Genomic DNA, 19,958 nt, shown 5'->3' with positions numbered 1-19,958 from the left:
CATTAAACTCTCCTTTTTCACCCTGTTATTTGCTCTGTTTTCTTCTTTATGGTTAATTGGGTTAGTGTAAGTTGAATAAATAGTAATAGAAAAAATAGTAGACTTATCGTAAACAAATGATTAACACCAAATAACTGAATGGCTATTGCAGATAAGATCGGCCCCGCTGCTGAGCCGATACCATACGTAAATGTAAACAGGGCTGTACCCGATGAAAGCTCATCATTCTTTAAATCTTGAACGGTTAAAGCTAAGGAAAGAGCATACAAAGGTCCAACTGCAAAGCCTGTAATAAAGGAAAAAATAAGGATACCAGTAAAGCTTGTGAACGTCATAATACCGATTATGGATAAAACAGAAATAGCAACTGTTAGCCCATAGCACTTTTCACGTCCTATTCGATCCGCCAAATACGTAACCGGTATTGTTCCAATAACTCCACCGAACACAAAAATTCCAAATGCAAAACCAATCATCGTGATTTCAATACCGCGCATGAGTAAATACATCGGATAAAGTGCGATGACGGTCGTTTCAATAAAGCCATACACAAATGCGCCATATAAAGGTAATTTAACACGCGTAAACACATTTCGCTTTTGATTATGAGGAACAATTATGGCTCCCTTAAGCTTTAAATATATAAACCATGAAGTGACAAACAGAGCGAAAGATGCGATAAAAAATGGCATCCAATTATTCCAATCATAAATAATCGGCCCGCTGATCGCACTAATAACAAATCCACAAGCAAAAAATAACGAATAAACACCACTAACTAAAGCCTTTGAATCAGATTGCGTAAGTGAATGCATTGCTGTTTGTACACCAACTAAATTAAAGCTGATACCCATTCCCATTAAAGACATTAAAACAAGCCAAGTTATAGTTGATTGAACAAAAGGAAAAATCATTGAACATATAGCAGTCGTAACAAGACCCAAAATAATAATAATTGAAACATCTTTCCCATTTATCGTTCGAACTAAATAAATCGAGCCTAGCGCCATTGTAAGGAAGAAGGAAGAGGAAATGACCCCAATCCAAACACTACTCGTCTGAAGCTGGGTCATATATGTCGTTGCGATAGGGACAATCGTCCCCATCGCAAATCCAACTAGAAGCGCAATATGATAGATCACCCATTTACGGTCTCCAAAAAGCTTTGTAAATTGATTCATTATTCCGCTCCCCTTATTAAGGCATATTTGATGAATTCAATACTCCTTTTAGCACTGGCACTTGCTTTGAGCCAAACCAATACATGTCTTGCTGTCCATATACTTTTATTTCCTCTCCCGTTATACAATCTGCTTTATCTGATGCTAAAAAGGCTACTACATCAGCTATCTGATCAGTTGGTATTGCTGCTTTTCTAAAAGAAGACGGTGTCATCTCAGTATCTACAAACGCTGGGCAAACAGCATTAACTTGAATGTTATGAACCTTTAGCTCCTCCGATAGCGATCGTGTCAGCCCGAGAATGGCATGCTTTGATGCCGCATAAGCACTCATCAAAGGGTATCCGATAAGAGAAGAGTCTGAGCCAATATTAATAATCTTGCCTTCACTCTTTTCTAGAAAATGTGGGATCACCTGATAGCACACATTGTATGTTCCAATAAGATTTACCTCAATAATTCTTCTCCACTCATCAGGTGTCATTTCATGAATAGCACCTACTTTTGTGATTCCAGCATTATTTACCAAAATATCAATCTGCCCATAACGTTCCAGAACAAAATTCACAGCCTCTTCCACATTAGACATCTGGCTAATATCCGCCGATAAAATTAATGGTTCAACTCCTACACTTCTAAATTCTTCGGTTGCTTCTCCTAATGTTGCGACAGACCTAGACATTAATGCTACATCAATACCTTCACGTGCCATCGTTAATCCAATTGCTCTACCGATTCCACGACTCCCACCTGTAATTAGAGCTACTTTATGACTAGCGGTTCTTTTTACATATGGTAACGATTGCTTTTCACTCGGTTGTTTGTTAATTGAAGCCGAATGAATTAATTCCTCTAAGTAACGCATATATTGATTTCCTAAACGCTTAACTGTTGAACGTTGAAAAAGGTTATTAGAATACTCTATGTCCAGGGTGAATTGTCCATCAACGACCGACAGGAAAAACTCAAACACCGCTGCACGTTTTTGACCTCCATTTGAATAACGGCGGTCAACATGCTCTTTAGAAAACTCAAACAAATCAAGCTGTGGCAAATCTCTGTTTCCTAAATAATTGACTCTTATATCAGTTAGTTTGTTATCAGGATACAAGTGATTAGGTATTTGGTCAGAAATTAAGTCATAACTTACCCCTTTAAGAGGCACTTCATCCATTTTATGTTGAATACGTCGAACGAGCTCGAGCCAACCCTCCTTCTCATTCATCAGAATACCTAAAGGGTAGTTCACTGAAAAATTACCAGGAACCTCTATATATCGCTTGTTATCTCCTAGATCTCTTCCATGAACACGATGACTAATCATAATATTGTCTTGATTTGTTTCATAACGAATGAGCTTATATAAAGGCGCAAGTACAATTGGATAAAGGTTTGTTTGAAAGTCTTTTTTAACATTATTTCGAAGAATAGACGTTTGCTGCTTCGATAATATAAAGCTCTCCAATTGAGCTGACTCTTCGATATTTTCTCCTTTTTGGAAGTCCAAAGGCATTTTTAATCGATTAAAATCCATTAACTGTCCATTCCAATAGGAAACATAATTAGATTTATATCGATTTTTCTTTTCCTCAATATCCTGAATAAATTGTGTATAACTATGATTTGGCTGTAGTTTAACCTCTTTTTCCTCCAAAAGAAGCCTATAGACACTCCATATCTCCTTAAACAGTAGATGATTTGTCACCACATCAGAGATAAGGTGATGACCGACTACTGCAATGGAATATCTATCCTCGTCTATTTTCAATACCAAGACTTTCCATAAAGGCCACTGTTCAGCATTTAAACGCTCAATCGTTTGATCAATTAGCTTCTGCTGAAAGTGCGCACGTTCATCATCTTGTATAAATCTCGTATCATACCATTCAGCTTCTATTTTTTCGACTGAAGGGATTATATGTTGCCTCCAAACATTTCCTTCTAGTTGTAAAAAGCAACGCAAAACCTCATATCGATTTGCAATAATCGTTAAAGACTGATTAAACATTTCTAGCTGTAATGGCTGTTTATAAATGAATTGCGTATAGCCTGTCCAGCTATAAGGATACTCATAATAAGTTGTAAGCCACTTTTGAGCTGGAGCAAGTGGATACGTATAAGTTATCTTCCCCTTGGTATCACTTGCTAATTGATCAAGTAATACCTTTCGATCTATCTTTCCATTTAAGTTTTTGGGCAAGCGTATAAATGTCTCAATTCGATGAGGAATCATATAGCTTGGCAATTGATTCCTTAGATTTTTTAGAAGTTCTTGATGATCTCTGTTACCGACTATACACGCAACTAATTTAGGCTGAATATTCGTATCTTGAACAACGACTGCTGCTTCAACGACACCTTCTTGCTTCACTAAAACAGCTTCTATTTCTCCCAATTCAATTCTAAAACCACGAAGTTTTATTTGTGAATCAATTCTGCCATGAAATTCTAAGCATCCGTCCTCCCTCTCTCTTGCCAAATCGCCTGTTTTATATATATACTCACTATTCACGTCAGGAAATGGATTTTTGTAAAAGGATTCCTCTGTTTTTTTTCTATCCTTATAGTATCCTTTTGCCAGTTGGGACCCACCTATCCACAGGTGACCGGTCTCTCCTTTTTTGACCTCTCTCATTTGCTCATCTAATAGCTTAATAGAAACATTATCAATTGCATGACCAATTGGAACAATATTTTCGTCACTTTCTTCAGAAAGGCGATTGATTACATAACAAGTAACATCAATCGATGCTTCAGTAGGCCCATAAAGATTTGCTAAATTCACTTTCGTCCCATGCTGATACATCCACTTTCGTATTAACGCCATTGTCAAAGCTTCGCCACTGAATAATAGCCATTTTAAATGGCTAAATTGATAAGGTTCATTTTCCAATGCGTATAAAAATTCACCAAATAACGAGGGAACAAAATGTAAATAGTTTATTCGATTCACTTCAATCCATTTTGCTAACGCCCAAGGATTTTTAACAATACTATTTTCAACTGGACATACGGTTCCACCATACATAAGTGGCCAAAACAACTCCCAAACTGAGATATCAAAACAACATGATGTTTTCTGAGCAACTCGGTCTCCCTCTTGTAATTGAAATTGCTTTTGATGCCAGCTCAGTCGATTCATAAACCCACGCTGTGAAAGCATAACCCCCTTAGGATTACCTGTAGATCCAGATGTATATAAAATAACCATGACATCATCAGCTGAGTATGATAACTCTAAGTCTGATTTCTCCTCTGTTATCCAATCTGCTTTTGAAATGAGAGAATGTTCTCTTTTCATATCCATTTCAATGTCATCTAATGACAAAATAGTTTGAACCGTTCCACAGTTTACATATATATTATTTGCTTGAAGAAGAGTTTCTTGATCACAAATAATCGTCTGAACTTCCGAATGGGTTACAATATACTCTATTCGCTTATCGGGATACGTTGGATCAATAGGAATATAAGTGGCTCCTGCTTTCATAACGGCAAGCATGCCAACTATCATCGCTGTTCCGGGATAAACAAAGACACCAATATGTGAACCTTTTCGCACACCTAACGACCGTAAATAATGTGCTAATTGATTCGATCGTTCATGCAACTCTTTGTATGTTACTTGTTCTGTTCTATGTGATATTGCTATAGCATTTGGTGTCCTTTCGCTTTGCTTTTTTATTTGTTCATGAATCAACATTTCACCTGCTACTGAAATGTCTTTGTTCATCTTATTTATTTGCCCGATAAATTCTGATACCGTTCTACACTCAAATAACGATTGTCTGTCCACATTACTAAATAGCTTTTCTAGCTTAGCTACAAGCCGAATACGTTCTAAAGAATCTAAGCCTAGCTCTGCATCTAAATCTTTATTAACCATGCCATCATTAACATGGATACCGCAGACTTCCTTCATCACGTTAGCTACTTTTTCTCTAATATTAGGTACATATTCAATGGATGAGAGCTCTTTCACTTCTTCAAGCTGCTCTAAATATGTAACTGTCTCTACCATTTCCTCTAGTTTATTAAGATGCTTCGTAATGAAATCTGCATCAAAAGAATATTGGTCATAGTTTGCGGTGAAAATCATTTGCCCATGGAAGCATTCCACGAGTAAATCAATAGTTCCAGGGTTTGTACACGTATATGATTCATAATCATATACGTGGCATTCACCGTACTGTTTATCTAATTGAACCTCTCCTACATACGATAAATAAAGGTTTGATTTTAATGAAGATTGAACAAACCCTTTTGTTGTCGTTGACATCTCACCATTTATTAATTGAATTTGATCCTTCGCCATAAGTGCCGCTTGATGATTTTGCGCTCGATCCATACCTGAAGCAAGATGACCAATCATTTCTCGTTGAATACGTTGAACCATATCCTCTAAACTCTCGTCCTTACCTCTTAATTTAAAAGTTAAGGCTAGGTTTTGAGCAAAGGTTCCCAAAAGAGGTGAGGCATCCACATGAGGATAAACCTTTCCAGATGTTGGAATATTCAGTATAACCTGCTCGCTTTTTTCATCGTAAGCTTTTATCACTTCTAAGTAAGCTGTTAGTAATAATACAAATAAAGAAACTCGTTGCTGTTTTGCCACTTCCATAAGACGATTGACTGTTGATGCATTAAGAACTCTTTTTTGTATCGCTGTTGTTATAAATGCTTCGTTGTCTTCTGAATGCTCCTTCTTATATTCAGGTAATTGAAATAGATACTTTTGTCGACCTTGTTCTCGTAGATACTTCTTTAAATGACGCTGTTCACTTTCATCTGACCATTGATTTAATTTGGATATGATGTCGTTATATTCTATTGTAGTAAGAGGTGGTCTTTCTATCGTTTTTCCTGATACTATAGAATCATAAAAAGTTAGTAAATCTCGGATAAATATTTGATTTCCTAATCCATCCGATATTAAATGAACGTTTTCAATGATAATTTGAAAAGTAGTTTCAGCTAACCGAAATAATCGTACCCGATGAAGTGGCCACTCAAATATATTACATTTTTTATTTAATGATTCCTTAAAACATTCATTCATAAATTGTTGTTGTGCATTTGGAGTCATATGTGTGAGATCTTCTTGTATGATTTTTGGAGGTTTCACATGGTCTAGTAGACGAAGTTGAAAATCTTTAAAGCTATTAGCATGTTGTGGTTTACTAAAAACAGCTCGAAGAATAGGGTGATATTCAATTAATTTGTTCCACGCTTTCCAAAGGTGATCTTCATTTATATATCCTGTAAGTCTAACTCCGGTAGTAATTGAAAGAGTAGAAACGGCCTGATAAGAAATTAAAAATGTATATTGAGCATCAGCCATCTCTAACGTTCCATTTGAAAATCCCCCACTATTTGTGCCCTGAATTCGATTTGTATTCGCTAAACCTGTTTGACCATTTTCAAAGCCATCAACTTGATCCAATAATAAGCAAATATCTTCAACCGTTTCAAAGGTCATCAGTCGTTCCATAGGGAATTGCTCTTGAAACTCCGCCATTTTTTCTGGAGGTATTTTTTTCATTAGCTCGTTCATAAGCGTAATCATTTTTATTGAATCTAAACCTAAATCTGCTTCTAAATATAAGCCTTTTTCCATATCTTGAATCGTATAGCCTGTAATGTCTGAGATCATTTGATATACGTAAGTTGTATTTGAGGAATGTTGAGGATTCATCTTAGGGGTATTGTTCTCTTCCACTAAAGATACATTGAATAAATCACTAAGCTCAGCAAGGGTTTCTAACCGCATAATTACTTCAAATGGGTACTTTTTAACAAACATTTCATACTGAGATGCGGGGATTAGCTTCATAAGCTCATTTACAAGCGTGATCATTTTAATCGAATCTAACCCTAAATCACCCTCTAGATAAAAATCTTCTTCTAAGTCATCTATTTGATAACCAGTCACTTTTGAAATGACTTCATAGATTTTCATTTGTTTTTCAGACAGTTCTTTGATCATTTATCTCCCTCCTTAACATACAACTAATTGAAAACAGATTGTTATTTTTTGTACAACCTCAATATTACTCCTCAATTGTTATACTAAAATTTAGTTTCTTTTAATTTTATGTTAATTTTAGGTTTTTATAGAATTTTTTATTTTTGGCTTTCTACTATTGCTTAACAGTCATAGGCGGAGATTCCAACTAGCAAAGCTTGTTCGTTATATTGACATCATCTTCAGCAAATGCTCAGGACACCATTAATTCTTTTAGTAACATGTAAAATATAAAAAAAGTTCCTATAAGGTTATTTCTTCCCTCATAGGAACCCTTTTATCTTTTAACTCTTCATTAATTGATTCTAATTAAATCCCATTGTTGATGTAAGTCTCCACGGTACATATTTTGCTGCAATTGAGCACCATCGGCCGATGATGAGCCAGCAACCTCGACTGCTTTGTTACTGTTTACATTAAGAATACTCCAATAACCATTACTCCGCCTAATTAACCTGAACTGTTGCGCACTATTTCCAAAATTACTCATCAATTGAATAGCCTCACCATTTTGGCTCGACCCATTTCGAACATCCATCACCTTGTTGTCTGATGAGCTTACACTTGCCAACCTGTAAATATTATTATATGACCCCATATCATCTACGACCCATTGCTGTGCTGTCGCATTGTTGTCTGTCCACTGCTGAAGCTGAAGTCCATTGTTATTTTGACCACCTGGTACATCAATCATCTTTCCAGAAGCACGATTTTGCAACTTATAGGTCGCACCATTGTGGATACCATTCCAAACACCATTCCACGGATAGAGCTGTGCGCGTTCATAATACCACTCAAAAATAAACCGTGCCATCGCGTCCCGTGCAGGATCACCGTCGTACTTCAAATCAGCAGTCGGATCGGCAAACGTACTACGTAAACCAGGCTCTATTAAGAAACCATTCATATGAACAGCGATGCTGACATTTCCTGCGTCAGTAAAAATACCCTTCGTATTTTTTCCGAAGCCTTCATTCGTCCCATCGAACAAGTGCCAATACTCCGGATCGCCTGGTTGCCATTTATACCAAGTCGTTTCCGTTATATTAATTGGGTAATGATCAGCACAAGGCTTAATGTTCGTATCCCATTGTTGCTGTAAGGTAGCGTAATCATCATTAGCACCATATCCAGGATACCAATGAACAGCATATCCTGTATTATTCAATGGATCAGTCAACGGATGCGAAGCACACAATTGATAATATTGATCCCAACCAAGTCCAGCAGCCCAGATGACGTTATCCGCTCCTTGATTCCGAATCGTCGCGATAATCGAATTCTGGAAATCTCTTAGTGCATTCCAATGATCGACAAAATCAGGGTCAGATGGATGTCCGCCCCACTTCCCATTCGCATAAGATAGAACTGGTTCATTCACAATTTCAAACATAACATGATCCGCACTTCTTAATTCAGGTCTAGATGCTAGGTAACCCCAAATTTCATTGAACTTGTCTAGATTCGATTGCGTCGTCGCTTGATCATTAAATAAAGTGAAATCCAATCCGAGCGTAACATACAGACCTTTAGTTTTCGCATATTCAACATAAGGAATGATGACATTTTGAGTTACTTCCTGCAAGCCGGCAAAATTGTATGTCCCAGCAGCGACATCCCCCATATCTTCGCGATCAATGAATAAGCGGATCTGATTCATATACCAGCCATGATCGTTTCCATACTTTGGTGAAGTATCAGTAAAAGTATCACTAATATCCTTCAAATACTCCAAATTTGCCGCATGTCGATTACCACCATTCCGATTCAAATAGTAGTCACTACCTTGATATGTCCAATAAGAGCCAGATGGTTGATGCCATCCATTCAGCAAAACTGTTTGTCCACTACTGTTCACAAGCTGATTGCCACTTACCTGAAGCTTGTCCATCGGCATCCCTGTCCATGCCTCTGCCGAATGACCACTCAGCAAAACCGGTATCACGAACATGACGACTAGCAACAATTTAAGCACTCTTCCTACTTCCTTCATAAAAACCATCTCCCTTATTATATAATATTTATTGTCAATTCCTGATCGCACGTAATGAAATTCTTTTTCGTTCAATTTTTAGCAATCACGTGATAGTAAACATACTTCAATAATTGCCAATGATCTTCATGACAGAGAAAGTTGTCTATTAAACCGTTTTCATCTTATTGTAGCGGGTTTCCATAGCTCTATTTCTGACTTGACTTGTTAAGAGAATAGTAATAAAGGATAATCATTAGCGTAGTTAACAAGATGCGCTTGGACTCAATGGTAGGTTTCGGGGGCAATTAGCTCATAAAACTTGTCAAAATTCAGCAGAACTCTCTTCGTTTGCATTTTCAATTAAAGCTTACCACTGGAAAAAATGTGGAACAACCTGCTCAATTATTTGTCTATAACCGGACAAAATCTAGCTTTTGCTGCTAAGGGGAGACACTATTTGATAATTTTTCATTGGAGATTCATTTCCTGATCAATAAATGAAAGAGGCTAGTTATGCTCCTTAAGTAATTTGCATAACCTTTCCATCTTTAAAAATCCGTAACCATAATCAATTCCAACACCATATCTCATCGCTCACTTGGTGGGAAGTGCGATTTTTCTTGTTTTTTCGCCCAAGATAGCCTCCTCTGGCGTTAAGCTATAATTTGAACCACTAAGAACTTCTCGAGAAATGGACGGAAATTATCAGGTAATACAGAAGTCTGATTTAGAAAGTGTTAAATTTTAATATCTTTTGTGAGATCCTTCGCTTTATAAACATGTAGATTTTCAATCAATGGATAATCTAAATATTCAAATATACTGTCCTCAAACGATAATTATCCTTATTTTATCATTATTAGTTTCTTTTAGTGAATAATGGAATTTTTAACTTTCTTATTATTAAAACTTTACTTTACACTTGTAATCATTTATCATATAAATCGTAATGATTTTGATTATCATAGGAGAGTGGCTACATTATGGCAAAAAAATCGAAAATTGCAAAGGAAAAGAAAAGAGAAGAACTTGTTGCTCGTTATGCAGAAAAAAGGAAAGAACTAAAAGAGAAAGGGGATTATATAGCACTTAGTAAGCTCCCGCGAGATTCAGCACCTAGCCGTTTGACTAGAAGATGTGAGATGACAGGTAGACCTCGAAGCGTTCTTCGTAAATTTAGACTATCAAGGATTGCTTTTAGAGAACTTGCTCACAAAGGGCAAATTCCAGGAGTAAAGAAATCGAGCTGGTAAAATGCTTGAGAACAGGATAGGGATGTGTGCAGTTTGGAAAAACAAAAAACTCTCACCGTCATAACAGGCTTTTCTTTAAGAGATAAAAGCGAGTTCATAAAAAAAATGCTAGGAAAAGAATCAACTATTAAAGTGGTTCTCTATCGTCCTACGGATGTTGAGCTCGTTTGCCATTCAGATGAAGACCCCTTTTCTCTTTCACTTTTTATGACTGAAGCTATACACCATATAGAAGTAAATAAGACAGCCAATCTAATTCCTGTACTAGAAGAGGAGCTTTTTAGAGAACATGTCGAAGAAATCATTTTAGATTTGTATCCAATTGCAAATCTTGATGTTCTTATCGGAAGCCTAGCATCTTTAAGGCACATTCATCATTCCCATATTCATGTATTAAACACTAGGGAATTTTGGAATACATTTTTTTCAGAATACAGCATTCAACCGAATGAAATGGACGCTGCACTTTCTCTGGAATATACGTTTGGCGAGACACTTATTCAGCAGCTTGAGCATGCAGGAACCATTTATTTAACGAACGCAGACCAAATTTCAGCTGAGCGCTTGGCTGAATTAACTTCGTTCATACAAAACTTGCAACCGAATGTCGCTATAAGGAGGTTTAACGAGATCACGAACTGGGACATGAATCTAGAGTCTCTCATTCCTATTAAAACAACTGATCAGTTGTATAGTGATCAAATTAAACTCTTTTTATCGAGGAGAAACTTAGACATGATTGGACAACATGGGATTGACACATTTGTTTATCAGAGCGTTTTCCCTATTGACTTTACACGATTAGAGAACTTTTTCAAATTACTGCCTAATGAGGTGTTTCGCATGAAAGGAAAATGCTATAATCCATCTACACACGAACAACATACCATTTCTCAAGTCGGAACCTCGATCCTAGTGGACACGATAGACGTTGATCCTGACAAATCAGATGACATCTTAACTGAATTCTTATTCATCGGTTCTGAATTGAACAATGATGAGATTGAAGACATGTTGAATAACTGTTTGCAAATAAGTAGTCAAAGAAAATTAGCGTACTAAACTTTAGAAGAGATAAATTGTTTCCTCCTTTATAGACACTATCATTAGTATTTTTTTACTGAAGCGCCTACAATGATTTTAAGGTCGGTTGAAAGTAAGACACTTTCAACCAACCATGACGATCATGTTTAATTGTATGAAACTATTCTGTTGTCCAAAGCATCTGAATCTGCCACGTACATGATCTCCTATATAAAAGTTTCACTCTTATGGGCAACCACAATCATTAGCTTTTTCAGTAGACAATTCATCGGTAGATTGTTTAGCAAAATATGCTTTTAGGGAGTTAGACACCTGAAAAACTTCAGTTGCCAATTCTGGAACGTTCTTATCCCCCACATAGGCTCGTAATAACGCATCGATAATTAAACCAGATGGTGGAGTTGGATGATCATTTCCTTGCCACTCCCAATATCTATCTTCTAAGCCAAGGACATCACCCTTTGTTGGGATTATTTCCGTTTCAGCAATCCTTATAGTAGGCGATGCTTTAAAGTGTAATGCCTTAGCCTGTTCTAAACTTTGAACGAGTGTTTTCTTAAACTCGATTATCGTATCCACCTTTTCCAAAATCGGTTTCACCTCTTCGAGAACTTGACTCACCTGCTCTTCTACGCTTGTGCAAGTACTGCAGCTCGATGCTCCAACACGCGTCATATCGAGCTCTAAAAAGTCTACAGTAATTCTACGTTTATCAATACTAGAAGCTGTTGTTGAAGATGTGGAACATCCACATTCAATCTTGTTTTGTCCATTCATGTCAAACCCCCCTCGAATAATAATTGATCAAGTCAACTATATACATAAAAAAATTTTAAGATATGCTAATCATTCATCCCCTCCTTCCTCGAGTTGAACCTGCTGCATTGCACTATTTAATGCCTGTAATGAAGCAATCACGACCTGGCACATTGCAGGATCAAGTTTCTTTAGAATATTTTCATTCCTTAGCGCTACCTCTACTTCTATACGATCAATCAATTCTGACCCCTGTGGCGATAACACAATACAACATGCGCGTCCATCTCCGGGATGTGTTTTACGTAACACGTATCCTTTATCAATCAGTTTATCGATTACACGTGTTGCTCCGCCACGAGTTATGTTTAATTGTTTTGCAAGTTCGTTCATCGTTATTGTACGTTCAGAATCGCGTTTAAGATAACTTAGTGTCCGGCATTCGGAAGCTGAAATATCATAACAACATAGCTGTTCTTGCTCACGTGTATGGAACCGATCACTAATTGAGTATAGAAGCTCAGTAAGCTCTTTTGATTGATTTTGAACATTCATTATCTGATCACCAAATTTCATCATATAGTTGACTAAGTCAAATAATACATCTTTATCGACTGGATGTCAATGTATAACTCGCCTAAAATTGATTTTTCGTTTATACCATTTCCATATAACTCAATGTAATTATTAACAATAGGCTTACGATTGGGATTGCCTTTATTTCAATGTTTTCATCAGTAACATTATTGCCGAAAAAAGAAACTCTTTTTACTTCAAAAAGTTAGCTGCTATTTATTCATCAGATGCTCCGCAACCGATACATTATGAAGTGCATGGATTAGTCAAGTGGTAACCCGTCCAAATCCACTATAAAAGGACTTTTTCTTTGCAAATATGAAATCATTGAACATTTAGAGTATTTATAATAATCAAATTAATTAATGCAACACTAGTGATTCATCACCATTATAAGATACCTAGAATTTCGTTTATCCTTACGAGACTTAGTGAATAAATATGACCAAAGTAAAAAACGACTCAGCTACTCACTTAAATAGAAACTGCGCCGTCATAAGTTCTATATATTTATGGAGCAAAGGGGCTCGAACCGCTCTCCCTGTGTGAGCCAAATATGCACCTGAAAAAACCAAGCAAAATTATAAAATCCAATACCAAACACCAACATACGCCATGAGTATACATTTACCTTCTACAAAAACGCAGACGTTCACGGTAACATATTCTCATCATGAAATAGTTTGTAGAATTCGCACGATTTCGTCTTCTGCGACATGATCATCGATAAGATCTATATATTCTGGCTTAATCACTTGGAACTTTTTCAATTTATAAAAATCCAATAGTGCTTGTTTCAAAGTAAGATCATACTGAATTGAAAACATCGGATCGATAATCCGTCTCAGTACTGCATCATCTTGAATCATAAAAAGTGCTGGATTAATCTTGTTAAAATAACCTTCCTTCATACCTTCTTTAAAGAAAATCTCTAAATTCTTATTGCGAGTATGCTGAGCAGCCAAAAGATTATCAAATAAATGCGGATAGGATTCCTTGAGATCTTGTAAGAGCAAATCCGTGACATAGATCACGCACCTCAAAGAGTGTTCAAAAATTTTCTGAAAACGCTCGAAATAAGAATAGGAATGATTATTAACGGCGATATCCGCCTCTGCGCCGGGCCGATCGCGACTGTACCCTTCAACGATTTGCAGCGATTCGCTCGGTTTCATGTAGGCGCCGTAGACCGACATGCTTGTTGTATCGCCGTGGAACACACCCATCGGAATCCCTTCATGTTGATACACATGCAGTTGGAACGCTGAATACACCGCATGAATGTCGGTTGCGTGCAACCGATCCAGATGGCGTCCCAGCGCATCATCGTTAAACCAGGCCGCTTGCAGTCCATGACGAACGAGGGTCTCCATATCCAGATGCTCCGCCCATTTGTCGACATGGACTAAAGCATTGCGTCCACTCAGGATGTCCAGTACCAGCAACTGGACTGCGTCTCCCACTGTGGTCTGACATTGCGAGTCAACCGGGACGAGTTGATCGATTTTCCTACGCAACCCCAGTTGATTCATGATTCCACTGACCAACGGCAAGTAGCCCATTTCATGCACGTGTTCGATTTCATCCCTTCATCCGCTCCCAACTCGTTTCTATGACTCTATCATACACCATAATTCGCCATTTTCAGAGTCATAGGGGTGCGGAATGTGAGTTTTAAAATTAGGAGATATTATTGAGATTGAGCAATACCAGGGGTATAGCCAACATTCCTTGTTTGTCTTAACTTCGATGTGAGAACTATTGGAATAAAAAAGTAATTCTTGACAAAATACAATACTGTATTGTATTGTTCAGGTGTATCGATACAAAACTGTTTTGTATTGTTTCCTGTTAGGGAGCAAGCTTTGTTAATAGAACATCGAAAGGATGTGAGAACTATTGGAATAAAAAAGTAATTCTTAACTCAATACAGTACTGTATTGTATTGTTTTAGGTGTATCGATACAAAACTGTTTTGTATTGTTTCCTGTTAGGGAGCAAGCTTTGTTAATAGAACATCGAAAGGATGAGATAATGAACAACTCAGGAAATAATCAAAGTAATACTGAAAAGAACTCTGCTATTGCAACCGACGTGCCTCTTCGAGCTGGGAAGCGGGAATGGATAGGGCTTGCCGTGCTTGCTTTGCCTACACTGTTGCTCTCCCTCGATTTAAGTGTCCTTTTCCTGGCTGCTCCTCACTTGGCGGCAGACCTGCAACCTACTGCCGCTCAATTGTTGTGGATTATGGACATCTACGGATTCATGATCGCTGGTTTTCTGATCACAATGGGTACACTGGGAGATCGGATTGGCCGCAGGAAGCTGTTGCTGATCGGTGCAGGTGTGTTCAGTATTGCCTCTGTAGCAGCCGCATACTCCATTAACCCAGAGATGTTGATCGTGACCCGTGCACTGCTCGGAATTGCCGGAGCGACTTTAATGCCCTCCACGTTGGCCCTGATTAGCAATATGTTCCGGAATCCTCAACAGCGCGCGGTTGCTGTAAGCGTGTGGATGACATGCTTTTTGAGCGGTGTAGCTATCGGCCCAGTGGTCGGTGGAGTGTTATTAGAGTACTTCTGGTGGGGCTCGGTGTTTCTATTGGGTGTGCCGGTGATGCTATTACTGCTTGTGACCGGACCCATATTACTTCCCGAATACCGAGACCCCAAGGCAGGACGGCTGGACCTGGCAAGTGTTGCTTTATCGTTGGTCGCCATCCTTCCGATCATCTACGGTATTAAGGAACTGGCCAAGGACGGCCTTGAGATACTCCCCGTCCTGTCTATGGTGGCTGGTCTAGTCTTTAGCCTTCTGTTTGGACTCAGACAGCGTAGATTGACCAACCCATTGCTTGATCTGCGTTTATTCGCTTATCGTTCCTTTAGTATCGCTCTCGGGACCATGCTGTTCGTCCTAATCACTGTGGGCGGCAATACGATGTTTTTCGCACAGTATTTGCAAATGGTTGAAGGACTATCATCGTGGTTGGCTGGACTGTGGATGGTGCCTTCGGCTGCTGCGATGATCATTGGTTCTCTCTTGTCTCCGCTTATCGCACGGCGGATACCCCCGGGATACATCGTCGGGCTGGGCTTGATGATTTCAGCAGGCGGTTTCCTGCTACTCACACAGGTTGACCAAACTTCCGGGGTGTCCCTGCTGATTATTGGCTTTGTCATTGCCTTCTTCGGCGTTAGCCCGACGATGGTGTTGGGCACTGACCTGGTTATCGGATCAGTTCCTCCTAAGAAGGCTGGCTCTGCGTCGGCGATATCTCAGACTTGCATGGAATTCGGTATGGCGCTAGGTATCGCGGTCTTAGGTAGTGTTGGTACTGCTGTGTATCGTAATCAAATGAGCGATAGCATACCTGCCGGTGTCCCAGTTGAGGCGGCTGAAGCCATCCGTGATAATCTGGGCAGCGCTATTGCTGTAGCCGAGCAGTTACCTTCCGGGCTCAGCATGGAGTTGCTTGAGACCGCTCGTGAGGCATTTACGATAGGGTTTAACACTTCTGTCAGCATCAGTGCAGTTATTGGGATTGTGGCCGCGCTTTTCGCCGTGGTTCTGCTCCGGCATGTACGACCTAGCGGAGAGGCTCATATCGAACCAGATAAGCATAGCTCTTCCCTTGCTGAAGGTGAACGCTCGTGATACACTTTAAAACAAAGCGGTTAGGTGTGATAAGTTTTGTGGAAATGCCGCTTAACCAGAGCAAATTACTATATACTTTGAGATTGTTAGGTGAAAAATATGACAGCATCACGCTCACCCGCACGTCAACGCGTTCTAGAAGTGGCTTCCGGTTTGTTTTATCGTGAAGGCATTCGTGCCGTTGGTGTAGATACAATTGCTGAGCAAGCCGGGGTGGCTAAGACCACTCTCTATCGTCATTTCCCAACCAAAAATGATTTAATTGTTGCTTATCTTGAAGAACAGGATCGTATCCATTGGCAACACTTTGATGAGGCGATTGCTGAACATGAAGGCTCACCAAAAGCACAGTTGTTGGCCCTGATTGACGCCACTGCTGCTGAATTATTGGACCCTGAATACCATCGCGGTTGTACTTTTTTGAATGCCCTTGCTGAGTTTTCTGAAGAAAACCATCCTGCTCACCGTTTGGCGTTAGAGTACAATCGTGCACTACGATTACGACTTTCTCGTCTGAGCCAGCAGTTAGCTGTTGACGACGAAAGTTTGACAGATCAGCTTCTGCTGGTAATCAATGGTGCACTGTCTTCCGTTCCGGTTTTCGGCTTTGATGGCCCTGCTGCGCGTCTGAAAACAATGGCTAGGCAAGTGGTTGATAGACACCTTGAAAATGGAGAGAGAAAACGTTAATCAATAAACCATATATAACTGCATCCGTTCCATATTTTGTGTAAAGCAAAGTGTCCCCTGTAGATATCGAATGAGCTAAGCTTATTTCGACGAAACCCTATAGGGGATTTTTTTAGTCGAGGTGAAGTGGCTTCCTCATTATACCTGGGGTACCGTCAGGAAAATGCGGATTTACAACGTTCATTCTTATGTTACTTGAAGATCAACTAGCAAAGCGTATCGCCCTATTCCATCGCATCATGCAAGAGATATCACGACACAAGATACCGATCCGACCTGGAAGAAGTTTTAAACGTAATATGGTATTGAAGGCAAATAAATATTCCCTTAATAAGAAGAGATGTCTGTAAGCTAGTTTGTTTTAGTATCAAGGTCCCGATTACACTATTATACGGAAATTAGAGGAAGAAAACACGGACTTGTAAAAAAATGTCATACAAGCCCCGGGCATCCTATTGCCTTTTTTCCTAATTAAATTGAATTTATTTTTTCTAATCAAATGGTATGGTACCATTTGTAATTTATTGGTTCCTTAGCTTGATGACATTGGAGCCGCCGCCCCCATGAAGGTAACGTTTCTTATCCGCTTTCACCATGCCGATCACATCCAAACCGCGATCCCGCACGGCTTGAATCAGCGGAGCGTGCGTAAACCAACTGTCCATCAGGACGTATTATTGGTCCTTCTCCATCTGCAGGAAATCCTTCATTGTCTTCGGTACCCATTAAAAATTCTCCTTCAGGCAGGTAAATCATCTTTTCCTTATATTTAATCTGTTGACCTTGTTTTATTTTCTCAGTTTGTTTTTCTGTTTTCACTGTACTCTCAAAATCAACTCTACTTCCAGCACAGCAAGAACCTTGCATATTTTCATTATCCATTTATATCCCACATCCTTAAGTAACATAACAAGCACTTTCCTAAATCTTAAACATTGATCTTTATTGCTAGTGTACATTATTTTTGTATGATCATACCATACAGGGTTGGTAATACCCTTTTTCAAATAGGAAATATGCCAGGTCAAAACGTCTGTGAAAATGTTTTTACAGACGATAGTGTATGAGAAAAATAGAGTAACATTAGGGCTCAGATACTGCAATTTTTCTCTCAATCTTTATTTTCTGTTCAAAGCAAAGGATTAAGACACAATTCCATTCAACATCTCCTGAACAACTTGACCAAAATCCCCTAAATTGGCTACTAATACAACCTAAAAGGATGACTACCCATCAGACTATCAACTTCTTCCAAAACACTTTTTTCCAATTCAGTAAAATCAGAAGTGTCACGTTCTACATCCTTTACAGCTAAAAGCTACGGTTCATTTACATGTTTAGTAAATATTTCTTGTCCCTCTTCTGTCATAAAACAATCAACAAATTCTCTTGATTATCTATAAACTTGCTCCGCTCATTCGAGATGGCGGATCAATCGTATTTACGTCATCCGTGGCAGATGAAGGCGGCACCCCTAGAATGAGTGTTTACGGTGCTTCAAAAGCGGCGATGCGCTCTCTTGCCTCAGGTTTTGCGACTGAACTAAAATGTGTGCGTTTTTGACGCTTACGAAGCCAAGGGTTTTCAAAAACATAACAAAAAACGCAGCCTGAACTGGTTGCGTTTTTCACATGAATGGAGCATAGCGTACCGAACCGTTGCCAGATATAAGCACCTTAATAAATACGGTTCAAACGGCTCAATCACACACAGTAGAGTTAATATAGTTCAATACAACAAACAAATGGTTAGCATGTGATCGTTTAATCATTATTAGATTGCATCAGAAAAATGTTATCTTTTTCGTGGTTCACACACTCCACATGGCTTGAGTAGTAGTGGCAGACATAAGTAAGGATGTAGCTGGTTGTTACATCTCATGAGCTTCGCTTTAATACATTTCGAGCCAATTCGATAAAGACCCTGATTGATGGTGAAATCCACTTCTCTTGATGCCATAGCATTTGCGTTGCAAATTTTATTTCAGATAAATCCCAAGGCAAGATAATCAGTTCTCCCCGTTCCACCTCTCTTTTAGTCGCCATCTCAGGCAGCAAGGCAATACCTAGCCCCATCATTGCGCATTGTTTAATAGCCTCTGCACTATTAAACTCTAGTTCGGTTAGGCTGTCAGCCCCTCTTCTCAACAATGTGCGATAGAAGTATGTCCGATAAGAGCAGCCCTTTTCGCTTAATAGAATATGTTCTCTATGAAAATCCTCTATGCGTAATGATGCCCGTGAAGCTAACGAATGGTCGGGAGAAACTACCATTAGAAAGGGTTCGTTCAGTAAAACCTCCGTATGAAGATCCGCAGATACGGCAAGTTCATCTAGCATAAAGACCACATCCGCATTACCTTCTCTCAGGCTCTGTTTCAAAATATGGCTCGACAGGGGCCGGAATAAAAGGCGAACGTGCGGATAGCGTTCACGAAAAAGCCGGATCAATGCGGGCAAACGGTACGTACAGAGAACTTCGTCTGCACCAATTATAACAGTGCCAGTCAACTCCTCACTCTGATTTGAAATATGCCGAGCCTCTTCTACGTTATTTAAGATTTTCATAGCATAGGGTAAGAACTGGCGACCTGCGTCTGTCAACACAACACTCTTGCCCAAGCGATCCAAAAGCTTAACCCCCAATTCATCCTCCAAGGCTTTGATTTGCATGGTTACAGTTGACGTAACATAGTTCAATGATTCGGCAGTGCGACTAAAACTGCGGGTGGAAGCAAGCGTCCAAAATGTTTTTAACTGGCGGATTTCCATCGGGTCAGCACCTCTCTATTCAAAAAA

At 39.0% G+C, this 19,958-nt stretch carries 12 protein-coding genes and 2 pseudogenes; 5 read left to right on the top strand and 9 right to left on the bottom strand.

All coding sequences use genetic code 11. The features are described 5' to 3' along the window. Positions 1-17: 17 nt before the first annotated feature. The 3 genes from ACERJO_RS08230 to ACERJO_RS08220 all read right to left on the bottom strand — a co-directional run bounded on the left by ACERJO_RS08230 (position 18) and on the right by ACERJO_RS08220 (position 9,199). Positions 18-1,181 carry an MFS transporter gene (locus ACERJO_RS08230; RefSeq protein WP_373647166.1) on the bottom strand — a complete coding sequence of 388 codons (1,164 nt, stop codon included), beginning with the start codon at positions 1,179-1,181 and terminating at the stop codon, positions 18-20. A gap of 16 nt (positions 1,182-1,197) precedes the next feature. Then, positions 1,198-7,167, bottom strand: coding sequence for an amino acid adenylation domain-containing protein (locus tag ACERJO_RS08225; protein WP_373647165.1), 5,970 nt, complete (start codon positions 7,165-7,167; stop codon positions 1,198-1,200). Between the two features lie 334 nt (positions 7,168-7,501). Beyond that, positions 7,502-9,199, bottom strand: coding sequence for an RICIN domain-containing protein (locus tag ACERJO_RS08220; RefSeq protein ID WP_373647164.1), 1,698 nt, complete (start codon positions 9,197-9,199; stop codon positions 7,502-7,504). Positions 9,200-10,164: 965 nt separating this feature from the next. On the opposite strand from ACERJO_RS08220, the gene rpsN reads away from it, so the two are divergent. Continuing rightward, positions 10,165-10,434 carry a 30S ribosomal protein S14 gene (gene rpsN, locus ACERJO_RS08215; RefSeq protein ID WP_247104544.1) on the top strand — a complete coding sequence of 90 codons (270 nt, stop codon included), beginning with the start codon at positions 10,165-10,167 and terminating at the stop codon, positions 10,432-10,434. A gap of 33 nt (positions 10,435-10,467) precedes the next feature. Next, positions 10,468-11,496, top strand: a complete 1,029-nt coding sequence (locus ACERJO_RS08210; RefSeq protein WP_373647163.1) for a GTP-binding protein — start codon at positions 10,468-10,470, stop codon at positions 11,494-11,496. Between the two features lie 207 nt (positions 11,497-11,703). Here ACERJO_RS08210 and ACERJO_RS08205 read toward each other — a convergent pair whose 3' ends face one another. The 4 genes and pseudogenes from ACERJO_RS08205 to ACERJO_RS21070 all read right to left on the bottom strand — a co-directional run. After that, positions 11,704-12,255 carry a DUF2703 domain-containing protein gene (locus tag ACERJO_RS08205; protein WP_247104540.1) on the bottom strand — a complete coding sequence of 184 codons (552 nt, stop codon included), beginning with the start codon at positions 12,253-12,255 and terminating at the stop codon, positions 11,704-11,706. A 69-nt stretch (positions 12,256-12,324) separates the two neighbouring features. Next, on the bottom strand, positions 12,325-12,789 hold the full coding sequence (locus ACERJO_RS08200) for a MarR family winged helix-turn-helix transcriptional regulator (RefSeq protein ID WP_247104538.1): 465 nt from the start codon (positions 12,787-12,789) through the stop codon (positions 12,325-12,327). Positions 12,790-13,481: 692 nt separating this feature from the next. Next, positions 13,482-13,892, bottom strand: a pseudogene (locus ACERJO_RS08195) (TetR/AcrR family transcriptional regulator); the annotation flags it as partial. 30 nt (positions 13,893-13,922) lie between these two features. Further along, positions 13,923-14,372: pseudogene (locus ACERJO_RS21070) on the bottom strand (DUF4277 domain-containing protein); the annotation flags it as partial. 472 nt (positions 14,373-14,844) lie between these two features. Here ACERJO_RS21070 and ACERJO_RS08185 point away from each other — a divergent pair. Together ACERJO_RS08185 and ACERJO_RS08180 are read left to right on the top strand one after the other, a co-directional pair. Next, positions 14,845-16,470, top strand: coding sequence for an MFS transporter (locus ACERJO_RS08185; protein WP_373647162.1), 1,626 nt, complete (start codon positions 14,845-14,847; stop codon positions 16,468-16,470). A 99-nt stretch (positions 16,471-16,569) separates the two neighbouring features. Next, a complete protein-coding gene (locus ACERJO_RS08180; protein ID WP_247104532.1) occupies positions 16,570-17,160 on the top strand; it encodes a TetR/AcrR family transcriptional regulator in 591 nt (196 codons plus the stop codon). A 579-nt stretch (positions 17,161-17,739) separates the two neighbouring features. On the opposite strand, the gene ACERJO_RS08175 is transcribed toward ACERJO_RS08180, so the two are convergent. Continuing rightward, on the bottom strand, positions 17,740-18,042 hold the full coding sequence (locus tag ACERJO_RS08175; RefSeq protein WP_274169696.1) for a hypothetical protein: 303 nt from the start codon (positions 18,040-18,042) through the stop codon (positions 17,740-17,742). 507 nt (positions 18,043-18,549) lie between these two features. Here ACERJO_RS08175 and ACERJO_RS08170 point away from each other — a divergent pair. Continuing rightward, a complete protein-coding gene (locus ACERJO_RS08170) occupies positions 18,550-18,723 on the top strand; it encodes an SDR family NAD(P)-dependent oxidoreductase (protein ID WP_373647161.1) in 174 nt (57 codons plus the stop codon). A 314-nt stretch (positions 18,724-19,037) separates the two neighbouring features. Here the strand turns inward: ACERJO_RS08170 and ACERJO_RS08165 are convergent, their stop codons facing one another. Beyond that, on the bottom strand, positions 19,038-19,931 hold the full coding sequence (locus tag ACERJO_RS08165) for a LysR family transcriptional regulator (RefSeq protein ID WP_247104530.1): 894 nt from the start codon (positions 19,929-19,931) through the stop codon (positions 19,038-19,040). Between the last annotated feature and the right edge of the window lie 27 nt (positions 19,932-19,958).

The sequence above is a fragment of the Halalkalibacter sp. AB-rgal2 genome (genome assembly GCF_041821005.1).
Lineage (GTDB): Bacteria > Bacillota > Bacilli > Bacillales > Bacillaceae_D > Halalkalibacter.
The sequence above is the reverse complement of the archived record's forward strand: the minus strand, read 5'-3'. Positions and strand labels throughout refer to the sequence as shown.